At 40.8% G+C, this 22,128-nt stretch carries 14 protein-coding genes and 1 pseudogene; 13 read left to right on the forward strand and 2 right to left on the reverse strand.

The window, feature by feature from the left end; all coding sequences use genetic code 11:
• Positions 1-28: 28 nt before the first annotated feature.
• The 4 genes and pseudogenes from ACNR9Q_RS14085 to ACNR9Q_RS14100 all read left to right on the forward strand — a co-directional run bounded on the left by ACNR9Q_RS14085 (position 29) and on the right by ACNR9Q_RS14100 (position 5,004).
• Positions 29-376 (forward strand): annotated as a pseudogene (locus ACNR9Q_RS14085) (four helix bundle protein).
• A gap of 18 nt (positions 377-394) precedes the next feature.
• Positions 395-1,585, forward strand: coding sequence for an acetyl-CoA C-acyltransferase (locus ACNR9Q_RS14090; RefSeq protein WP_419211860.1), 1,191 nt, complete (start codon positions 395-397; stop codon positions 1,583-1,585).
• Positions 1,586-1,662: 77 nt separating this feature from the next.
• On the forward strand, positions 1,663-3,474 hold the full coding sequence (locus ACNR9Q_RS14095; protein ID WP_419211861.1) for an acyl-CoA dehydrogenase family protein: 1,812 nt from the start codon (positions 1,663-1,665) through the stop codon (positions 3,472-3,474).
• Between the two features lie 102 nt (positions 3,475-3,576).
• On the forward strand, positions 3,577-5,004 hold the full coding sequence (locus ACNR9Q_RS14100) for a pyridoxal phosphate-dependent decarboxylase family protein (RefSeq protein ID WP_419211862.1): 1,428 nt from the start codon (positions 3,577-3,579) through the stop codon (positions 5,002-5,004).
• 3 nt (positions 5,005-5,007) lie between these two features.
• Here ACNR9Q_RS14100 and ACNR9Q_RS14105 read toward each other — a convergent pair whose 3' ends face one another.
• Positions 5,008-6,810 (reverse strand): glycoside hydrolase family 15 protein, encoded by a 1,803-nt coding sequence (locus tag ACNR9Q_RS14105; protein WP_419211863.1) that lies wholly within the window; start codon positions 6,808-6,810, stop codon positions 5,008-5,010.
• A 103-nt stretch (positions 6,811-6,913) separates the two neighbouring features.
• Here ACNR9Q_RS14105 and ACNR9Q_RS14110 point away from each other — a divergent pair, with 103 nt between their 5' ends.
• The 6 genes from ACNR9Q_RS14110 to ACNR9Q_RS14135 all read left to right on the forward strand — a co-directional run bounded on the left by ACNR9Q_RS14110 (position 6,914) and on the right by ACNR9Q_RS14135 (position 14,803).
• Complete coding sequence (locus tag ACNR9Q_RS14110; RefSeq protein WP_419211864.1) at positions 6,914-9,127, forward strand: bifunctional alpha,alpha-trehalose-phosphate synthase (UDP-forming)/trehalose-phosphatase; 2,214 nt, start codon at positions 6,914-6,916, stop codon at positions 9,125-9,127.
• A 121-nt stretch (positions 9,128-9,248) separates the two neighbouring features.
• Positions 9,249-10,580 (forward strand): M28 family peptidase, encoded by a 1,332-nt coding sequence (locus ACNR9Q_RS14115; protein ID WP_419211865.1) that lies wholly within the window; start codon positions 9,249-9,251, stop codon positions 10,578-10,580.
• A 56-nt stretch (positions 10,581-10,636) separates the two neighbouring features.
• Positions 10,637-12,253 (forward strand): M1 family metallopeptidase, encoded by a 1,617-nt coding sequence (locus tag ACNR9Q_RS14120; protein WP_419211866.1) that lies wholly within the window; start codon positions 10,637-10,639, stop codon positions 12,251-12,253.
• Positions 12,254-12,403: 150 nt separating this feature from the next.
• Positions 12,404-13,519: a DUF2914 domain-containing protein gene (locus tag ACNR9Q_RS14125; protein ID WP_419211867.1), complete on the forward strand. Its 1,116-nt coding sequence runs from the start codon at positions 12,404-12,406 to the stop codon at positions 13,517-13,519.
• A 93-nt stretch (positions 13,520-13,612) separates the two neighbouring features.
• On the forward strand, positions 13,613-14,212 hold the full coding sequence (locus ACNR9Q_RS14130) for a YkgJ family cysteine cluster protein (RefSeq protein WP_419211868.1): 600 nt from the start codon (positions 13,613-13,615) through the stop codon (positions 14,210-14,212).
• Positions 14,213-14,332: 120 nt separating this feature from the next.
• A complete protein-coding gene (locus tag ACNR9Q_RS14135; protein ID WP_419211869.1) occupies positions 14,333-14,803 on the forward strand; it encodes a GAF domain-containing protein in 471 nt (156 codons plus the stop codon).
• A gap of 73 nt (positions 14,804-14,876) precedes the next feature.
• Here ACNR9Q_RS14135 and ACNR9Q_RS14140 read toward each other — a convergent pair whose 3' ends face one another.
• Positions 14,877-18,278 (reverse strand): ThuA domain-containing protein, encoded by a 3,402-nt coding sequence (locus ACNR9Q_RS14140; protein ID WP_419211870.1) that lies wholly within the window; start codon positions 18,276-18,278, stop codon positions 14,877-14,879.
• A gap of 333 nt (positions 18,279-18,611) precedes the next feature.
• Between ACNR9Q_RS14140 and ACNR9Q_RS14145 the strand changes: the two genes are divergently transcribed.
• Genes ACNR9Q_RS14145 through ACNR9Q_RS14155 form a run of 3 tightly spaced genes read left to right on the forward strand, consistent with a single transcriptional unit; the run spans position 18,612 to position 22,101 of the window.
• Positions 18,612-19,379, forward strand: a complete 768-nt coding sequence (locus ACNR9Q_RS14145; RefSeq protein WP_419211871.1) for a CDP-alcohol phosphatidyltransferase family protein — start codon at positions 18,612-18,614, stop codon at positions 19,377-19,379.
• Between the two features lie 33 nt (positions 19,380-19,412).
• On the forward strand, positions 19,413-20,846 hold the full coding sequence (locus ACNR9Q_RS14150; protein WP_419211872.1) for an amidohydrolase family protein: 1,434 nt from the start codon (positions 19,413-19,415) through the stop codon (positions 20,844-20,846).
• A gap of 10 nt (positions 20,847-20,856) precedes the next feature.
• Positions 20,857-22,101 carry an amidohydrolase family protein gene (locus tag ACNR9Q_RS14155; RefSeq protein ID WP_419211873.1) on the forward strand — a complete coding sequence of 415 codons (1,245 nt, stop codon included), beginning with the start codon at positions 20,857-20,859 and terminating at the stop codon, positions 22,099-22,101.
• Positions 22,102-22,128: the final 27 nt, after the last annotated feature.

Consider the following 22,128-nt stretch of genomic DNA (forward strand, 5'->3'; position numbering starts at 1 on the left):
AGATATGAGAATTGAGTAATTAGATGTAATGCATAAAGTAGATGATTTATTAATATGGAATAAAGCTATTGAATTAGTTAAATCTGTGTATCTACTTGCCAATGAAATACCTAATGAAGAAAGATTTGGGTTAATTTCTCAAATCAAGAGATGTTCAGTATCAATTCCCTCGAATATTGCTGAAGGAGCTGGTAGGAACTCACAAAAAGAGTTCAAACACTTTTTAAGTGTTGCAAATGGTTCAACCTACTAGTTACATACGCAATTGATTTTATTAGTAGAACTAAGTTTAATAACAGAAGAAAAAGTAAAACCGATGATAGAACTTTGTATTGAAATCCAAAAAATGAATTATTCATTTCAAAAGAAATTATAAATCTCAATACTAAAAAATATGAAAACAGCATATATAGTTAAAGGATATAGAACCGCCGTGGGAAAAGCGCCCAAGGGAGTTTTTCGTTTTAAGCGTACGGATGAGTTGGCCGCCGAAACCATCGAATACATGATGAACGAGCTGCCCGATTTTGACAAGAAGCGAATTGATGACGTTATCGTTGGTAACGCGATGCCCGAAGGTTCGCAAGGTCTAAATATGGCCCGATTGATTTCCTTGATGGGGTTGGACATTGTGGATGTTCCGGGAGTGACGGTGAACCGATTCTGTTCCTCAGGTATCGAAACCATTGGTATCGCTACGGCAAAGATTCAGGCAGGAATGGCCGATTGCATCATTGCTGGCGGGGCCGAAAGTATGAGTTCCGTACCAATGACCGGCTATAAGACCGAATTGAACTATGACGTGGTCAAAGCGGGACATGAGGATTATTATTGGGGCATGGGAAATACCGCGGAAGCTGTGGCCAATGAGTTTAAGGTATCTCGGGAAGACCAAGATGAGTTTGCCTACCAATCTCATATGAAGGCGCTAAAGGCGCAAGCGGAGGACCGTTTTCAAGACCAAATCGTTCCTATCGAAGTCGAAGAAACCTATGTGGGTACCGATGGTAAAAAGGCGACTAAAAAATATACGGTAACCAAAGATGAAGGTCCGCGTGCAGGAACTTCAGTGGAAGTTTTGAGCAAATTACGACCCGTTTTTGCAGCTGGAGGTAGTGTAACAGCAGGAAACTCCTCACAAATGAGTGACGGTGCCGCTTTTGTCATGGTCATGAGTGAGGAAATGGTCAAGGAATTGAACCTTGAGCCTATTGCACGCCTGGTCAATTATGCCGCTGCCGGAGTACCCCCAAGAATTATGGGGATTGGACCAGTAGCCGCTGTTCCAAAGGCATTAAAACAAGCCGGATTAAAGCAGGACGATATCAAGTTGATCGAATTGAACGAAGCCTTTGCCTCACAATCCATTGCCGTTATCCGCGAACTAGGATTGGACCAGGACATCGTCAACGTTAATGGTGGTGCCATTGCCTTAGGTCACCCGTTAGGTTGTACAGGAGCAAAATTATCCGTCCAGTTATTTGACGAAATGCGTAAACGTAAGATGCAAGGGCAATACGGAATGGTAACCATGTGTGTAGGTACCGGACAAGGTGCTGCAGGAATATTTGAATTTTTAAACTAAACTACTTTTGGTAAAGGTTTTAAGTACATGAAAAGACTGCTTAATACTGATTACTTTATACTTAATACTATCGAATCATGAGTACAGAAACAATAAACAAGGAAATTTTAAGAGGTGGGCAGTTCCTGGTCAAGGAAACCAAATGCGAAGATGTCTTCACCTTAGAAGATTTGAACGAGGAGCAACGCATGATGCGGGAAAGCACTAAAGAATTCGTAGACCGTGAACTTTGGGCGCATTGGGAGCGTTTCGAGAAAAAGGACTACGCTTATACCGAAGAATGTATGCGTAAAGCAGGCGAAATGGGACTATTAAGTGTAGCCGTTCCGGAATCTTACGGTGGCATGGGCATGGGCTTTGTCGCTACCATGTTGGTTTGTGATTACATTTCCGGTGCTACAGGATCTTTTAGTACCGCATTTGGTGCACATACCGGTATTGGTACTATGCCGATTACCCTTTATGGAACCGAAGAACAAAAACAAAAATATGTTCCCAGATTGGCATCCGGGGAATGGTTTGGAGCCTACTGTTTGACCGAACCCGGTGCTGGATCTGATGCGAATTCCGGTAAAACTAAAGCCGTACTAACCGAAGATGGTAAACATTACATCATTAACGGACAAAAAATGTGGATTTCCAATGCCGGATTCTGCAATATGTTCATCGTATTCGCAAGGATTGAAGAGGATAAGTACATCACCGGATTCATTGTAGAAAATGACCCCAGTAATGGTATCACTTTAGGCGATGAAGAAAAGAAATTAGGAATCCACTCCTCCTCTACCCGTCAGGTTTTCTTTAACGATACCAAGGTGCCGGTAGAAAATATGTTGTCCGAAAGGGGTAACGGATTTAAAATCGCCATGAACGCCTTGAACATTGGCCGTATTAAATTGGCCGCTGCCTGTTTGGATGCGCAACGAAGGGTGATTAACGAAGCTACTAAATATGCCAATGAGCGCATTCAGTTTAAAACGCCCATTATGAACTTTGGAGCGATAAAATCGAAAATTGCGGATATGGCCACCAGTGCTTATGTGGATGAAGCGGCGTGTTACCGTGCGGCCAAAAATATAGAGGATAGGATTGCCATTCGTGAGTCGGAAGGCAATTCGCATCAAGAAGCGGAATTAAAAGGGGTCGAGGAATATGCGATAGAATGCTCGATTCTTAAAGTAGCGGTGTCCGAGGATTGTCAAAATACGACGGATGAAGGTATCCAGATTTTTGGCGGAATGGGCTTTAGCGCGGATACGCCTATGGAATCGGCTTGGAGAGATTCACGTATTGCCCGTATTTATGAAGGAACCAACGAAATTAACCGAATGTTGGCCGTAGGGATGCTGGTCAAAAAGGCAATGAAAGGTCATGTGGACCTTTTAGGTCCCGCTACCGCAGTGGGCGAAGAATTGATGGGAATTCCTTCCTTTGATACGCCGGACTATTCCGAATTATTTGCCGAAGAAAAGGATGTGCTTAAAAGACTTAAAAAAGTGTTCCTGATGGTTGCCGGTTCTGCGGTTCAAAAATTTGGACCTGAACTCGACAAACACCAACAGTTGATGTTGGCGGCATCTGACATTTTAATCGAGGTCTATATGGCAGAATCTGCCTTGCTACGCACAGAAAAAAATGCGAAACGTTTTGGTGAGGACAAACAGGCAACGCAAATTGCCATGTCTAAACTGTACTTATTCAACGCTACGGAAACCATCATTAAAAAAGGAAAAGAAGCCATCATCTCTTTTGCCGAAGGTGATGAGCAACGCATGATGTTAATGGGACTTAAACGTTTCACAAAATATACCAATTACCCTAACGTAGTAGCTTTACGCACTCAAATTGCCGATAAAGTAGCTGCGGACAACGGGTATACCTTTGACTAATTCAGATTACCATTTTGTTTCTAACGGGACAAAATAAAAACCGCTCCAAATGGAGCGGTTTTTTTATTTGGCCAAAATGCCCGAAGCACCTACTTTTAGTCCATGCATCAAGAACTTTTAAAAAGGGCATACGACCCTATCGATTTTCAACAAAAAGGACATCAACTCATTGATGACCTTACGCTTCATCTGACCGATAAATTAGAAGAAAAGTCGGATAAGGCCATCCATTGGATTGCTCCGGAAGATGAACTTGACTTTTGGAAAGAATTTTTGAAAAACGGTGACGAAAGGGAGCTCTTCCAAGAAATCACCAAACGCACGACTTACGTACACCATCCTCATTACATAGGGCACCAAGTCTGTGCCCCGGCTCCCATCACCGGACTTACTGGATTGATAAGTTCCCTTTTGAACAATGGTACCGCGGTTTATGAAATGGGCATGTCCTCCAATGCCATAGAACGCGTAGTGACCGATTTCATTTGTACAAAAATTGGATATAACGAAAACTCCGGGGGATTTTTGACCTCAGGTGGCACTTTGGCCAATCTAACGGCCCTACTCAGTGCCCGAAAAGCCATTTTAAAAGAGGATGTCTGGATGGATGGCACCACTCAAAAATTGGGGATAATGGTCAGCGAAGAGGCCCATTACTGTGTGGATCGTGCTGCCCGTATTATGGGACTAGGGAATCAAGGAATTATAAAAATTCCCGTTACACCAGGTTTCCAGATGAATACGGACTTGCTCGAGGAAAAATATACCGAAGCCAAACAAAAGGGTATTGAAATCTTTGCCATTGTGGGCAGTGCGCCATCGACCGCGACCGGGATTTTCGATAACCTGAAAGCGATTGCCCACTTTGCCTCCAAAGCTAAGATTTGGTTCCATGTGGATGGTGCGCACGGGGGTGCCGGAATCTTTTCAAAAAAATACAGAAATACCCTAAGCGGAATCGAACAGGCGGATTCGGTAGTGATCGACGGACATAAAATGATGATGATGCCGGCCATCACCACGGCCTTATTATTCAAGAATCGGTTACATTCCAATGTCACGTTCAGCCAGCAGGCCGATTATCTACTAACGGAATCTGAACATGAAGACTGGTACAATTCGGGCAAACGTACCTTTGAATGCACCAAAACCATGATGGGTATTCATTGGTTTACCTTGCTTAAGGTATATGGAGACGAACTCTTCGAGGCCAACGTTACCCGACTATACGATATGGGCATCGCGTTTTCCCAAATCATCCAATCGGATTCCCATTTTGAATTGGCCGTAGCGCCCATGTCTAACATTGTGTGCTTTCGATATCTAGAGGAGGGTTTGGATACCTCACAATTGAACAGCCTAAACGCCAAAATTCGCCAAACCCTATTGGAGGATGGCGAATTTTATATTGTACAGACTAAATTAAGGGGCATTCAGTACATGAGGGTTACGGTCATGAATCCGTTTACCAATACCACCCACTTTGTAACGTTACTGAACAAAATAAAGGCGATTGCCCAATCCATATAACCATTAATCCCTTAAGGATTCCAGCATTTCATCCTCACTTTCCTTTTTGGAGAAGTTAATGGCACATTCGATCAAGGCCAAATGGGAATAGGCTTGTGGGAAATTCCCCAATAATCGTTTGGTTTTAAAATCAATATCTTCACTAAAGAGGCCCAAATGATTACTATACCCCAATAACCGCTCAAAATATTCCAAGGCTTTTTCGCGTTCCCCAATTTTAAACAAACTGTTGATGTACCAAAAAGTACAGACCGTAAAGGAGGAGGATGGTAATCCAAAATCATCCTCGTTTTTGTAACGATATAATAAACCATCATTATTTAATTCCCTTCCAATTGCATGTACGGTTTTAATATAACGTTCGTCCTTAGCATCTACACACCCATAAGATTCCATCAGTAATACAGAGGCATCCATTTCCTTAGATCCGTAAGACTGGGTATAGGCCCCTACTTCTTCGTTCCAGGCATTGTCATAGATATCTTTCCAAATTTCTTCTCTAATAGGCTCCCATTTTTCAATCTTATGCTTTTTTCCTAGTATTTTGGCTACCTTGATTGCACGGTCCAAGGCCGTCCAACACAAAACCTTGGAAAACGTAAAGTGTCTGTCCTCCGTCCGAAATTCCCAAATACCCTTATCGGCATCTTTCCAATTATTGCTTACAATCCACACAATTCCTTTAGTTATGGCCCAAATATCCTCTCCATTATCCACATCTACACTAAATTTCTGCATCTGCACGTAGATTACATCCATCAGAATACCATAGATATCGTTCTGCTTTTGGTGATAGGCTGCATTACCGATACGAACGGGTTTAGACCCTTTGTATCCGGAGAGATGATCCAACGTCTCCTCGGTCAATTTCTTTTCCTTATTGATACCATACATTATCTGTAGCTTTTCGGCCTTATCAGGAATTAAATCGATAATGAATTGTAAGTATCGCCTGGCTACGTTTTTGTGGCCCAATTCCGCAACTACTTTAATCACCATGGAAGCATCACGTATCCAACAAAAACGATAATCCCAATTACGCACTTCGCCTATGGTTTCTGGCAATGAGGTCGTTGCGGCCGCAAGAACGGCACCTGTCTTATCGTAACTTAGCAATTTCAGCGTCAGGGCACTTCTAGAAATTTCTTGATTGAACTTTTTATAGGTTGGTGTAAGGTTCGACCAGTTTAGCCAATATACTTTGGTATTCTGTAAATCGAGATAGACTCGTTCTATCGTAGGCAATAGTAATTTTTCATTATAACCCACGAGAACAAAACCATCTTCCCGTAATTCTATTTCCTCACCTTTAACCAAATATTCCTGATTAAAGGAGGTGTATAGGAAGATAGTGTCGAACTTAACATCATGCGTAAGACTCGCCACAAAATCCTTTTTGATAAAAGATTCAGTTTTGCCCATCGCATACTCCAGTTTGGGTTCATAAATCACCGAAAATTTCGGAGTTCCTGAAATAAGTTTAAAATACCTGATCAGTTCGGGGGGTGCATGATGGGTATTATCATGCTTTCTATACCTGGGCATGAAATCGTGAATCTCAAAATGATCGGTACCCTCTTTAAAAGAAGTAATCAATATATTGGTAAAGGGCTCGTATTTTTGAGTTATCGTATAACTATCGGCCACTATAATTTCAAAACTTCCTCCTATTTCTTCGTCCAATAATTTGGCGAAAACAGACGGGCTGTCAAATTCTGGCAAACAACACCAATCAATGCTTCCTGTCTTTGAAACTAAAGCCGCACTTCTACAATTTCCTATTATTCCGTAGTCTAAATTATCCATTCAATAAAAATCTTAATTCATATGAGGTTTCAATTGCAATTACCCTCCTTTTTGCCGAAATTTAGAGAAATAATTATCAAAAAGAAGCAAATAAATCTCTTTTATGGCGAAAACTATCATTATCTCAAATAGACTCCCTGTACAATTACAAATCAGCAATGGCGACCTCACCGCAATACCTAGCGTAGGTGGTTTGGCTACTGGGATGAAATCTGTACATTCGGGGGGAGATAGTCTCTGGATTGGGTGGAGCGGACTTACCGATGAAGAAATTCCTGAGGAACTCTCCGATAAAATAGATAAGGCCTTGGCGGAACACGGTTCTTCTAAAGTTAACCTGACCGAAGAGGAAGTGGACGGGTTTTATTACGGATTCAGCAACAGGACCGTTTGGCCCTTGTTCCATTATTTTTTGGAATACTCTGAATTTGAGCTCAACAGTTGGGAAATCTATAAAAAAGTAAACCAGAAATTTGCGGATGCTATTTTGGCAAAAGCCGATAATGATGACACGATTTGGATACACGATTATCAATTAATGTTGGTACCGCAAATGGTTAGATCCGAACGCCCTGATATTTCAATAGGCTTCTTTTTACATATCCCATTTCCTTCTTTTGAAATATTCAGGACATTACCTTGGCGTAGAGAAGTACTTTCAGGATTGTTAGGCTCAGATTTAATAGGTTTTCATACCTATGATTATGAACGCCACTTTTTAAGTTCAGTTCGCAGATTATTGGGATTGGAAGTAAGCTTCAATGATATTTATATGGACGAACGGGTCATCAAGGTAGACTCCTTTCCCATGGGTATCGATTATAAAAAATTCAGCGAAGCTGCAAAGGAGCATTCCCTGCGATCGGAAGATCAAAAGTCTGAATTACAAAAACGGCTGGATAAACATAAAAAATCTGCTCCGGACGCAAAATTCTTTTTATCCATTGACCGGTTGGATTATACCAAAGGAATAGCCAAGCGATTAAAGGCTTTTGAATATTTCTTGAACAAATATCCACAGTATAAAGAAAAGGTTCGTTTGATCATTCTTGCGGTACCTTCTAGATCCAATGTACCCCAATATCAATTACTGAAACGGGAAATCGACGAATTGGTAGGCCGTATCAATGGAGAACTTTCAACGGTAAGTTGGACGCCCATCTGGTACTTCTATAGATCAATGCCCTTCGATAACCTTATTGATCTGTACACCTCTTCTGATATTGCCTGGTTAACACCGATTCGCGATGGTATGAATTTGGTGGCCAAGGAATACATTGCGACCAGAACGGATAAAACGGGAGTTTTGATTTTAAGTGAAATGGCGGGTTCTGCCAACGAAATGAATGAATCATTACTGATCAACCCTAATAATTTTGAACAGATTGCAGATACCCTTTATAAGGCAATCAACATGCCCAAGAAAGAACAGCAAGAACGAAACGGAATCCTTCAAAAGCGTTTAGAACGTTATAATGTTGAAAAATGGGCCAATGATTTTATGACCTCATTACTCAACCAAAAAGATAAAGACCAGACGTATATCTCTAGACGCCTTTCCGTAGACATTATGAACGTGATCATGAAAGATTATTCCAAAGCTACACGTAGACTGATATTTCTTGACTATGATGGTACCTTGGCCGGTTTTCACAACGACCCACAAAAAGCAAGTCCAGATGAACAACTTTATACGTTCTTAGACCAAATATCCTCACAGGAAAATACAGATATGTATTTGATCAGTGGCAGAGATAAAGAAACGTTTACAAAATGGTTCCTTCCCAAGGGCTATAATATGATTGTGGAGCATGGGGTTTGGATCTCGCAAGGTGGGGAGGAATTCCGAATGTTGGAAAATGTAAAAAAGGATTGGATGGAAAAGATAATGCCCGTGCTAGAATCCTTTGTTGACCGTACCCCTGGAAGCTTTATCGAAGAGAAAAACTACTCTTTGGCTTGGCATTATAGAAATACGGATCCTGATTTCGGGCAGAAAAGAGCGGTTGAACTGAATACCGTTTTAACAAGCCTTATCGCCAACGATGATCTAAGTGTTCTTAATGGGAACAAGGTAATGGAAATCAAGAGCAGTAACGTGAATAAAGGAAGGGCATCGATGCGCGTATATAGTGAACAGGACTATGATTTCGTATTTGCCATTGGTGATGACTGGACAGATGAATTCATGTTTCAAGAATTGCCTAAAGAATCCATTACTGTTAAAGTAGGCCGTCAAAAAACACATGCCAAGTATTTTGTGGACAATACCAAGAATGTGCGAGACATCTTGGGAAGATTTGCTAATAAACGATAGCCTTTTTGTTACTTCAATTTTAAAGACATCCAACAAAAAATAGCTTAATTTTAAATCTTTGCCCAATATGAAAAGATTGAGACAACCAATACCAAAAACACTAAAAACAATTATTCTTTAAATGAAAAAACTACTACTGGTATTTTTGACCACCACTATATTTGCCTACTCCCAAACAGACCAACGCATTTACGATATTATCGGTGCGGTCTCTAGGGACCGTATCGAAAACGACATTACCAAATTGGCCAACTTTGGCACGAGACATACGTTAAGTGATACGGTTTCCCAAACTCGGGGAATTGGAGCTGCACGGCGTTGGATTAAAAGTGAATTCGAAAAGACTTCTGAAGCGTGTAATGGATGTCTGAATGTCATCTATCAAAAGGATTTGGTCAAAAAAGGTGCTAATCCCCGAATAGTAAAAGATGTACAAGTGGTGAATGTTCTGGCCATTCAAAAAGGAACGAAGTATCCGAACCGATATATCATCATGAGCGGTGATATCGATTCTAGGGTGAGTGACCCAACCAACTTCACGGACGATTCTCCTGGCGCGAATGACAATGCCAGTGGTATGGCGGGTACTCTAGAGGCTGCAAGGGTGCTATCTAAATATACGTTTGAAAACAGTATCATTTACATGGGTCTTTCCGGTGAAGAACAAGGTCTTTTTGGGGGGGGTGGTGTTGCCCAATATGCAAAGGACCAAGGTTGGGAAGTCATCGGTATTTTTAATAACGATATGATCGGAAACATTACTGGCGTCGATGGTATTGTGAGTAATGTAGATTTTAGGATATTCTCAGAACCTGTCCCTCCCACCGAAACCGAAGAGCAACGCAAAGCCCGACGGTTTTACGGTGGCGAGGTCGATGGTATCTCCCGTCAATTAGCTCGGTACGTGCACAAAAACGTAAAGCAGTACATGCCAGAAATGAACCCGATGATGATTTATCGCTTAGATCGTTTTGGGCGTGGCGGACACCACAGACCATTCAACGATGCCGGTTTTCCTGGAATACGTATTATGGAAGCTCACGAAAACTACACCCAGCAACACCAAGATATTCGAGTTGAGGACGGTATCGCTTATGGTGATGTATTGAAGCATGTGAATTTTGATTATGCCGCCAAACTAACCGCCGTGAACTCCATAAATTTAGCTTCTTTGGCCTGGGCTCCACCAGCACCAAAAACTGTTAAAATTGGTGGAATCGTGCAGCCATCGGCTAAATTTCAATGGAGTAAAGTAGAGGGCGCTGTGGGTTATAAAATCTATTGGAGAGATACCACTTCCCCTACTTGGGATTATAGCCGGTATGTGGGCGATGTTACCGAATTTACTCTTGACGGCATCGTCATCGATAATTTCTTCTTCGGGGTAGCTGCGGTGGGTGCAGACGGATTTGAAAGCCCGGTAGTATTCCCGAATGGGATTTTTAGAGAATAAAACCAGTCTTTTAGCTCCCCTAGGAAAAAAATTTATTCAAGATCACACAACTGAAAATGAAAAAAATAAGCTTTGCCCTTTTTCTCGGATGTTTACAAATACTCCAAGCACAAACTTTTACAGAACAGGATACATTACGGGGTAGCATTACCCCAGAACGCGCTTGGTGGGACCTCAACTACTATCACCTGGATATTGATGTGAATGCCGATGATAAATATATCAGTGGCAGCAACACCATTCGCTATAAAGTTCTGGAGCCCCATCAAGTACTTCAAATTGATTTACAACCGCCCTTGGCCATTGAAAAAGTCACCCAAGATGGTAAAACCTTAAAAGTTGAACATAAGGGGAACGCCCATTTTATCAAACTCAAGAAGAAACAACTGGTGGGTGATTTTAATGAGGTTATCGTTGAATATTCTGGTCATCCAAAGGAAGCTGTTCGCGCCCCTTGGGACGGTGGCTTCTCCTGGGCCAAAGACGAGAATGGCAAGCATTTTGTCGCCACTTCCTGTCAAGGTTTGGGCGCTAGTGTATGGTGGCCCAACAAAGACCATATGTACGATGAAGTAGATAGTATGCTCATCAGTGTCAAGGCTCCCAAGGGTTTAATGAATGTCTCCAATGGCCGTTTAAGAAAAGTGGACGAAGAAACCAATACTTATCATTGGTTTGTTGCTAATCCTATTAATAATTACGGGGTAAATGTAAATATTGGTGATTATGTACATTTTGGCGAAGAATATGAGGGAGAAAAGGGAATGTTGGACATGGATTACTATGTGCTCAGCTATAATCTAGAAAAGGCGAAGGCACAATTCGTTCAGGCACCCATGATGATGCGGGCCTTTGAATATTGGTTTGGTCCCTACCCCTTTTACGAGGATAGTTTTAAATTGGTAGAAGCACCCTACTTGGGCATGGAGCACCAAAGTTCGGTTACCTATGGAAATAAATTTGCAAATGGCTACCTAGGAAGAGACTTGTCAGGTACCGGTTGGGGACTAAACTTCGATTACATTCTGATCCACGAATCGGGTCACGAATGGTTCGCCAATAATATTACCTATAAAGATATTGCAGACATGTGGGTGCATGAAAGTTTTACGACCTATTCAGAAGGCCTGTATGTAGATTATCATTTTGGTAAACTGGCCGGTAACGAATACGAACAAGGTGTTCGTAAAAATATTGGGAATGACGCACCGATTGTTGGTAAGTATGGTGTAAATGCTAGAGGTAGTGGAGATATGTACCCTAAAGGCTCCAATATGTTGCACACCCTAAGACAGATTGCCAACGACGATGAAAAATGGCGTCAAATTTTAAGGGGATTAAATAAAGAATTCTACCATAGAACAGTTACGTCAGATGAAATCGAGCATTATATCAGCATGCAGTTACAGCGAGATTTACGTCCTTTCTTCGACCAATATCTGAGAACCGCAGATATTCCCGTTTTAGAGTACAAGGTATCAGGTGCTGAATTACAGTATCGTTTTGTAGATGCTGTCGAAGGTTTCACGATTCCAGTACGGATGCTTTCTAGTGAAACCGAAATTTGGATAGAACCAACCAAAGAATGGCAGACGAAATCTATCTCTAACAATACCGAAGAACTCATAGTAGACCCTAATTTTTATATCTACAGTGAACTTAAAAGCGAATAAATTTTAACCTTTGATGTATAATTTGGTCTGCCGTTTGTCCTAAAAAATTGTTTTAATTGAATTGAAACTTTAAAGGAATCATCTTTACCGATATAACGATAACCATGCCGTTGAAATTGAAGTACTTTAGTCCAAATTTTAAACTTTAAAATGAAAAGGACCCTTGTAAGGTTTCGGAACAGTGCTTTCAGGAGATTTATTAGAAAGCACTCAAAATACGCTCCTATCCTATTCTTTGTCGGTGGTTTTATATTTGACAGTCTCACCCTTGGCCGTATCGACCGTACCTATGACCTCGTCATGCTCTGTGTTCATATGACTTCACTTTCCATTACGCTTTACCTATATAATATGGTGGATGACGGTAGATGGAAGAATACATTTCTAGAACGCTATCAAGAGTATCTTCCGTTGGCTATACAATTTTTCTTCGGGGGACTTTCAAGTGCCTATGTTATTTATTTTTCCAGAAGTGTGTCCCTTTCAAAGACGGCTTCCTTTTTTGTGATTCTGGTACTATTATTCATAGCCAATGAGTTTTTGAAAAAGAGAATATCCAATAAATACCTGCAATTTGGGGTCTATTGTTTTATCAGTTTTACCTTTTTCACTTTTATGATTCCTGTCTTTATCAAGGAATTGAATACAACCGTTTTTTTAATATCGGGCGGAGTGAGCCTTTGTATTACCCTTCTTTTGGTTTTTATCATTTATGTAGAAAGCCCAAGTACTCGCCGAGAAGTGCATCTAGGCAAACTGATGGGACTCATAATCCTGATTTACGGTACTATCAATCTATTTTATTTCTTAAGATTGATACCTCCCGTGCCGTTAGCTTTGGACAAAGGTATTGTTGCCCACGATATTCAATTAAAAGACAATGACTACTTGGTTTCTTACGAACCCGAAGATTCCTTTATATTTTGGAGAAAACACAAATCTGATTTCAGTTATTCACCAGGTGAGAATATCTATATTTTTTCATCGGTCTTTGCGCCTACCGATTTGAAAAAACAAATTTTCCATCGTTGGAAGTGGTATGATGAGGTGGCGCAAAAATGGGAGGTCATGGACAAAATCGGTTATGATATTACCGGTGGTAGAAATGGAGGATTTAGAGGGTATACCTATAAAAACAACGTGAAGCCCGGTGAATGGGAGGTAGAAGTGATTACAGATGAAGAGCAGATTCTGGGAGTTATCGACTTTAACATTCTTCAACCGAATACAAGTAAACCCATAAACCTACATACGGACCGATTTTAAGATGGGTAAACTTGATAAAAAAATATTCAAAAATTTAGGATAAATGTTCAAGATATTCAAACTTAGTCTACCTTCGCTTATCTAATTTTCACTTTGTCTATATACCATAAAGTCCGAGCGGTAGAACGTATTTTCTATCAACTGGAAAAGGAGGTGGGCTCCTTTCAAAAATCCACCGGTTTAGGCTGTATGCCCAATTGCGGCAAATGTTGCTCAAAGCCCAATATTAACGCCACGGCACTAGAATTTCTACCGCTGGCCTATCATCTTTTTAAGAAAGGCGAAGCTGAAATTTGGTTAGAAAAATTGAATACAGATACCTCTACTACGCTATGTCCTGTTTTAAACGTAATCATGGCTCCCGATGCAAAAGGTTTTTGTTCAGATTACGAGCACCGTGGATTGATTTGTAGGTTATTCGGTTTCTCCGCAATGCTACACAAAAATGACAAACCGGTATTGGTGACCTGTAGACCGATTAAGGAAGGTATGCCTCATGCGGTTACTAAGGCAGAAGCGATATTAGGAACTAAAAAGAACTACCCGCTGATCAGTAACTACTATATGCAATTGCGCTCTATAGATGAATCCTTGGGAGAAGAACTATTTCCTATACGTATAGCCATTGCCAAAGCGATTAGTACCGTTTTAGGATACTATGCTTATCGCAGGCCTCCTAAAAAATCTGCTTAGCTTCTACAGGTGTTACGAACACATAAGTCATTTTTTGATTAGGCTGTCATAAAACGCAAGATTTTATTAATTTTGACATAGGTAGATTCTCTACAGTTTCCTCTTAAAATCCTATATATCATGAGCAATAATACAAACGGAATACCAGCACAGATTTCAACGATTTTAAAAGAGCCTAATCAAGATTGGAAGGAACTTTTGGTGGCAATTTTAAAATTCTATGACTGTACTACGGGCACGTTACACTTTTTAGACAAAAACTCCCTTTTACAGTTAGAAACACAAATAGGCATCCCTGATTTTTTAATTCCCAAGTTAACTACTATCCCCATTGGAAAAGGAATGGCAGGTATAGCCGCGGAACGGATGAAACCCGTAGAAATGTGTAATCTACAAACAGATGATTCTGGAGTGGCAAGACCTTCTGCAAAAGACACAAAGGTTGAGGGATCGCTCGCCGCCCCTTTAATTTTAAAGGGAAAATTGTATGGCACCATTGGTATCGCAAAACCTATACCCTATGATTTCACAAAAGAAGAAATGGACTTATTAATGACCATTGGAGCAGCTATTTGCGAAAAAATCAATTAAGCATTACTCTTCATTTTTTTAATAAAAAAAAAGCCCGCAAGTTGCGGGCTTTTCCTTTATAATTGATTCTTATTTAATTAAAAGTTGCGCTCATTAATGCAATCATGGACGGGTCCTTACCCTCCTCCATGGCATAGGTTACATAAATAGTTTGCGGTCCACCGGAAGATTTACCCGTCAGCGGAATATTAACATTTCCACCAGTGCTACCTTCTGCTTGAGGTGCCATCGTAGCTTTTCCTAATAAAGGGCCGTCGGCGCTTCCTTCATGAACCTCAAAATCAATCCTGATTTTGGGAGCTGTTTGCCAGCCGGCCGTCAAAGAAACTGATTTCAATCTTGATACATCGATGCCATCAAGAGAGAACCATCCTTTCTTTTTGTCTAAAAGCAGAAGGTTCATCCCATTGAAAGACATAAGACTGGCGCCTTCTTTTCCAACGGCCTCGCTAAACTTTAAAGAGTTACTAGGTATAGCAACGGAATTTGAACCAGTTAATGGAATAGTACCCTCAGCACCTTTATCGGTATAACTTGCCGTTATCACCATCATATTACCTGGGGCGGAAGCTTCTGCCGTAATCGTACCTTTTGAAGGAAGGGACTTCTCTTCCATCCCGTTACCTGCTAATGAAAGAATGTACATTGCAATTTGCCTAGATTCGTCTGAGGTAATTTTTGGATGGGCCGGCATCATAACCTCACCCCAAACACCGCTACCACCAGCAACGATTTTTCTTTGCAAATAACTAAGACCGTTTCTCTGGTCTTTATATTTCATGGCAACAGCTTTGTAATTTGGTCCGATAGAAGCTTCAGCTTCTTTGTGACAAGTTTTACAATCCATCGCTTGGGTCAGGGCTTTACCGGTAACCGCAGCCGATACTTGTTGATGTCCCATATTCATGGCCACCTTATCCATACCTTCCATATAATCGACACTCACAAAAATATTATCCTTGTCGATATTGTCATTTTCATCAGCATCTTTTACGATTACCTCATAACCTATTTTTTGTCCAGGTAGGTAAAATGCCGGTTTGTCTCCCGTTAGTAAAACTTCAACTTCAGGTCTCGAATTGCCCGGTACTACGCCAACACTTTCACTGGTTGTTGAAGCTTGTTTGTCATCGGAGGCCGTAACACTGATCTTGAAAGCACCACCCGTTTGGTAAGTATAACTAACCTTTGGTTCTGTAGTTTCCTTGGTTTCACCATTACCAAAATCCCATACATAGGTAACGGGGTCACCATCACGGTCATTGCCTTCAACGGAAGCATTTATAGTAAGCGGTAGTTTACCGGAAGTTTCATCAACAATTAGATTATCAAGTACCGGAGGTCTGTTACCATCATTATACTCAATGTACCCTAAAGCGGAATTCGCATTTTGGGAGAACCATCCACTACCATATTCCAATACATAAATTTTACCGTTAGGACCGACTTCCATATCAATCAAGTTATTGAATTTGATTTCGGGGCCAAAAGGTTCCATTTTCGCAAAACTTCCATCTTCGGCCAATGTCACGGCGAACATCCAACCACGCATCCAATCGTATATGATTACTTTGCCATCGTAATAACTAGGTAGTTTTTCAGTGCCCTCATATAAATCTGAATAATAGGTAGGTCCTGCCATGGCATTACGCCCACCCGTACCTACTTCCGGAAAATCTTTGGATTCTTCATAGGGATAATAAACGTATGCGGGCTCTGCAGGAGGAAGCTCGGTTAGACCTGTATTGTTCCTAGAATTATTGATCGGTTTTTCTGGATTAAAAAATTCTCCAGATTCACCTGTTTCATAATTGTATTGACGATAGGGTAAATTATTGGCTATGAATAAAGGCCACCCAAAGTTACCCGGTTTTCTAGCTTGATTCATTTCATCATAACCCTTAGGCCCTCTGGTGTCTAAACTATCCGCTCTTGCATCAGGACCAACATCGCCCCAGTACACATAACCTCTTTTAATATCTACCGAAATACGATATGGGTTTCTATGACCCATGGTATAGATTTCAGGTCTTGTCTTTTCGGTTCCTTCAGCAAAAAGATTGCCTTCAGGAATGGTATAACTACCGTCTTCGTTTACTTTAATTCTAAGGATTTTTCCTCTTAAATCATTGGTATTACCCGAAGAACGTCTGGCATCGAACTGCTCATGACCTGGAGTATCGTTTAAAGGAGCATAACCATTGTTCACATATTTCTCATCCTTTTCATTAAAAGGGGTGGAGTTGTCACCTGTTGATAAATATAATAGATTATCTGGTCCAAAAGCTATCGAACCACCGGTATGACAACAAATTTCACGTTGTGTATCAATTTCTAGAATAACCTGTTCCGATGCTAAATCGAAATTACCATCGGTGTATTTAAAACGAGATAATCGATTGATCCATTTATCACCGGTGGGTGCATAGTACAAATAAATCCAGTTATTGTTGGCATAGTTTGGATCTTTTTGCAAGCCCATAAGACCTTCTTCCGCATTTACACCTGGAGTATTTAGAGTTTTACTATAAACATCAAGTTTTGCAACTTGTGTTAGTTTTTGGGTTTCTTCGCTATACAACATCACCTCTCCCCTACGTTGTGCGACCAAGACATCGTTATTGGGTAAAATGGCCATTTCAGTAGGTTCAAAAAATTCACCTTCAATTAGGGTAACTTTCGTAAAACGATCAGCATCCGGTGGTAATTGGGAAGTCGCTTTCGAATAATCCAATTTCAAATTATCACCTATGGCATATTTTATCCCTCCTAATAAATGTTTTAGGAATAAATCCTCTGAATAACTTTCATCGGTATGACCTGCACCTGTATAAAAAGCACGACCACCATCAAAATCATGGTACCAAGCTATCGGATGATCAGCTCCATTTTCACCCCCTTCATAGGAAGACTCGTCTAAAGCCATTAACACATGTATATCGGGATTGATACTTTTGTAGTTATACAACTCATCGTTCCTATTCCAAACAGTATCCGTAAAGAATTCAGTAGCGATGAAATTCTTATCCTTAATTATAAAATCCGCATTAGGAGTTCCTCTTGGGTGACTTAAAAATTGAGCACCGGCCAAATCATTGTACCAAGGCCAATTGTATTCGGTATCCGCTGCTGCATGTACCCCAACGTAACCACCTCCTGCTTGAATATAACGTTCCATAGCAGCTTGTTGTTGGTAATCAAGAACATCACCCGTAGTGCTTAAAAAGATTACCGCAGCATATTTCTGAAGATTTTCCTCATTGAACATTTCGGCATTCTTGGTGGTGTCTACTACAAACCCGTTTTCTGATCCTAATTTCTGTATAGCAGCTATTCCTGCAGGAATGGATGCATGTTTAAATCCCATTGTTTTTGAGAACACCAAAACCCTTGGTTCGCCCTCTCTTTTATAGCCACCACATGAGACAATAACAAGCGCAAAGCCCAAAAGCAGCGCTATGAATACTTTTTTCATACCTTAATTTAAGTTGTTAGTTGATTTATTAATTTCTAAAAATAGTGTTCAATATGATAGCAACCAATTAATAAAGGCTACAAAATTACATATTTAACAAAAAGACAATAAATTATTGCAGCTTTGATAACTTATTCACTCATATTTCAAGGTTCGCTTTATAGAAGCCTTGGTTTTATAAAATGTCCATAGTTTTATTTCATATAGATTAATTCTAGTCTCGTTTTTAGTAAGGGTAACCATTTATAAATTAAATCTTATTTTAGCATCATCTTTTAGGGTGTACCAAGCTAACGTGTTTTCGTTATTGGTTTTCCCGAAAGACGCTTTAAAATGTCTAAATTACCAAAAGAACATCAGTTCTTGGACTTGTCCGATTATGGAAGGCCAATTGCCTTAACCATTGCAAATTATTTAAAAAACACCTCTTTTACTCCCATACATGTAACGCTTTCCTTTATTACCTGTGGACTAATAGCTATTGGTTTTATGCTGTATGGCTTTTATTGGACTACTTTATTTTTTCTTCTTTTAAAATCGATATTGGATGCCGCAGATGGTGAATTGGCACGAATCAAGAATACTCCCTCACATACGGGAAGGTACTTAGATTCCATTTCCGACTTTTTTCTAAACCTACTCTCCATATTGGCTATATGGCATATTACCGATGGTGATATTTTCTTTGCGCTTTTGGCCTTTGCTGGATTGCAATTACAGGGAACACTCTATAATTATTACTATGTTATTCTCAGAAACCGATTTAACGGTGATACCACAAGTCGCGTTTTTGAAAATAAAGTACCTACTGCGCTTAAAGGGGAAAAGCAAGAGACCGTAAATCGCTTTTACTCGATATATTCATTTTGCTATGGCCGATACGACCGTATCATTTATGGATTGGATAAAAATGCCATTAAAGGAAAGCGATTTCCCAATTGGTTAATGACCGCGGTCTCATCGTTTGGTCTAGGTTTTCAGTTATTGATGATCGGACTTTTTTTGGTTTTGGGTATTAAGGAATATATTATTACCTTTTTTATAGGGTATAGCCTTATGATCTTTGTTTTTATCCTGATTAGACAAACCTTGAATAGGTAATTATTTTTACCTTTCTCCCTCAACTTGAAAAACATGTCGATTCCTTCCCATTTTAAGCGTTATAGCTTTGTCCTGTTTATTTTACTCTCCATATTTTCTTGTAAAGAGAAACCCGCAATATTATATGATGTCGTTATCAGTAATGTAAACCTCATCAATGTAGAAACAGGTGAAATAAACAACCTGAATATCTATCTAAAAGAGGGCCGAATTGCACTTTTGCAACCCAACGCCGCAAATCCAGCATCAAAATCTAAACAGATCATTGATGCAAAAGGAACATATGCGTTACCCGGTTTTTGGGATAATCATGTTCACTTTAGAGGGGGTGATAGTTTGGCAGCTGCCAATAAAAATTTTCTGAAATTATTTTTGGCCAACGGCATTACAACAGTACGGGATGCCGGCGGTGATTTAACCCCAGATGTCCTAAAATGGAAATCGGCCATACATGATGGAAAATTGGATGGACCTACAATTTTCACATCGGGCCCGAAAATTGATGGTCCTGGAGCCACTTGGGCTGGTTCTTTGGAAGTTGAAAATGAAATGGATATTGAACAAGCCTTGGATTCCCTTCAACAGATTCCAGTAGATTTTGTGAAACTCTATGATAGCAAAATTTCTGGAGAAAATTATGTTAAGACCATTCAGGCGGCAGCGAAAAGAGGCATGATCACTTCGGGCCACATGCCTTTCACCGTCACCTTAAACGAGACTATCGATGCCGGAATCAATGGTGTAGAACATTTATATTATATTATGAAAGGCGCTTCTGCCGATGAGATTTCCATTACCGAACAACTTAAAACGAAAGAACTAGGTTTTTGGGGTGCGATGCCCTTGCTACAGCAAAGTTATTCGGATAGCGTTGCCCAAACCCTGTTCCAAAAATTAAAAGCCAATGATGTCTTTGTCATTCCCACCTTGCATATTAGGCATACGTTAAGTTATTTGGATGAAGTTGATCATAGCAAGGATGACTATATAAACTACATATCCGACGGCATTCAAAAAACCTATCAGGGCAGGATCGACCGCGTAAAATTTGCTGATGCTAAAACCGTTGCCGACCGTAAGGCATTGGACCAATTCTTCGTGAAATTGGCCAAATCGCTGAACGAGGCAGGAGTTTTCTTATTGGCCGGCTCAGATAGTGGTGCTTTTAATAGTTATACCTACCCGGGTATTTCTTTACACAAAGAAATGGAAGCCATGGTAGCGGCCGGTATTTCTCCTTTAGAGGCGTTACAAACCTCAGCCTATAACGGTAGTAGATTCTTAAAGAAAGACAGCGACTACGGAACGGTGGCTGTTGGTAAAAAGGCCGATTTAGTGCTTTTGAACAGTAATCCGTTAGAGCACATACAAAACACCCAAGATATTTTTATGGTTATCAAAGAAGGTGAAATCTACACGAAACAAACCTTAGATAGTCTTCTAAATTCAGCTATCATCAAAAACTAAATTTGCTCCCATGAAACAGCTTTCGCTTCTTTTAATCCTCTTTGTTCAACTTAGTTTTTCGCAGACCCTTTTGATACCGGACCGTGTTTTTGATGGCACCGAAATGCACGAAAATTGGGTGGTCATCGTAACCGATAACGAAATTAGTTATGTCGGGAACGCTTCAGGAGCCGCAAAGATGACCACGGACGAAAGGATTGATTTAAAAGGCACCACGCTAATGCCAGGTATTATCGAAGGACATTCGCACGTACTGTTACACCCCTACAATGAAACGGATTGGAACGACCAAGTATTGAAAGAATCGCCAGTGGAGCGGGCAATTCGAGGAACTGTTCATGCAAAAAATTCCTTGATGGCGGGAATCACGACCATGCGCGACTTAGGTGCTGAAGGTGCCGGATACACCGATGTGTATTTAAAGAAAACAATCGAAAACGGACTCATACCCGGCCCCCGACTTTTAGTGGCGGGTCCTGCTATTGTAGCTACGGGAGCTTACGGTCCAAAAGGCTTTCACGATGGTGTCACTGTTCCTTTAGGGGCCGAATCCGCAAGTGGGGTTGACCAATGCATCGAAACGGTGCGTCGACAAATGGGCAATGGGGTCGATCTGATAAAAATATATGCCGATTATAGATGGACACCCGGAGCCGATTCACAGCCGACCTTTTTACAGGAAGAGATTGACGCCATGGTAGCCACGGCGACAAGTGCGGGAAAATATGTGGTGGCCCATGCCAGCACCCCAGAAGGTATGCTGCGCGCCATTAACGGTGGTGTAGAGACCATTGAACATGGTGATGGTGGCTCCCAAGAATTATTTCAGTTGATGAAAGAGAAAGGAATCGGGTTCTGCCCTACCCTTGCAGCCGGTGACGCCATTACCCAATACCGGGGCTGGAACAAAGCGACCGACCCAGAACCTAAAAAAATCAGTGACAAACGTAAATCTTTCAAACTAGCTTTGGATGCCGGGGTACAGATTGTTTTTGGTGGCGATGTTGGGGTATTCACCCACGGAGAAAATTACCGTGAAATGGAACTGATGGTCGACTATGGCATGAAACCTATGGATGTGCTCAAATCCGCTACTTCAGGTAATGCGAGCCTATTTCATTTGAATCAGCTCGGGCAATTGAAAAAGGGCTTTTTGGCAGATGTTATCGCGGTTAAAGGAAATCCGACAAAGGACATTTCTGTGATGAAAAATGTATCCTTTGTCATGAAGGGTGGGAAGGTGTATGTAGAATAGTGGTTAGTGGTTAGTGGTTAGTTGTTA

Source organism: Maribacter sp. X9 (genome assembly GCF_048537565.1).
Taxonomy (GTDB): domain Bacteria; phylum Bacteroidota; class Bacteroidia; order Flavobacteriales; family Flavobacteriaceae; genus Maribacter.

Coding starts and splice junctions, on each gene's coding strand:
- ACNR9Q_RS14090 (WP_419211860.1), top strand. CDS start 395: ATGAAAACAGCATATATAGTTAAAGGATATAGAACCGCCGTGGGAAAA.
- ACNR9Q_RS14095 (WP_419211861.1), top strand. CDS start 1,663: ATGAGTACAGAAACAATAAACAAGGAAATTTTAAGAGGTGGGCAGTTC.
- ACNR9Q_RS14100 (WP_419211862.1), top strand. CDS start 3,577: ATGCATCAAGAACTTTTAAAAAGGGCATACGACCCTATCGATTTTCAA.
- ACNR9Q_RS14105 (WP_419211863.1), bottom strand. CDS start 6,810: ATGGATAATTTAGACTACGGAATAATAGGAAATTGTAGAAGTGCGGCT.
- ACNR9Q_RS14110 (WP_419211864.1), top strand. CDS start 6,914: ATGGCGAAAACTATCATTATCTCAAATAGACTCCCTGTACAATTACAA.
- ACNR9Q_RS14115 (WP_419211865.1), top strand. CDS start 9,249: ATGAAAAAACTACTACTGGTATTTTTGACCACCACTATATTTGCCTAC.
- ACNR9Q_RS14120 (WP_419211866.1), top strand. CDS start 10,637: ATGAAAAAAATAAGCTTTGCCCTTTTTCTCGGATGTTTACAAATACTC.
- ACNR9Q_RS14125 (WP_419211867.1), top strand. CDS start 12,404: ATGAAAAGGACCCTTGTAAGGTTTCGGAACAGTGCTTTCAGGAGATTT.
- ACNR9Q_RS14135 (WP_419211869.1), top strand. CDS start 14,333: ATGAGCAATAATACAAACGGAATACCAGCACAGATTTCAACGATTTTA.
- ACNR9Q_RS14140 (WP_419211870.1), bottom strand. CDS start 18,278: ATGAAAAAAGTATTCATAGCGCTGCTTTTGGGCTTTGCGCTTGTTATT.
- ACNR9Q_RS14145 (WP_419211871.1), top strand. CDS start 18,612: ATGTCTAAATTACCAAAAGAACATCAGTTCTTGGACTTGTCCGATTAT.
- ACNR9Q_RS14150 (WP_419211872.1), top strand. CDS start 19,413: ATGTCGATTCCTTCCCATTTTAAGCGTTATAGCTTTGTCCTGTTTATT.
- ACNR9Q_RS14155 (WP_419211873.1), top strand. CDS start 20,857: ATGAAACAGCTTTCGCTTCTTTTAATCCTCTTTGTTCAACTTAGTTTT.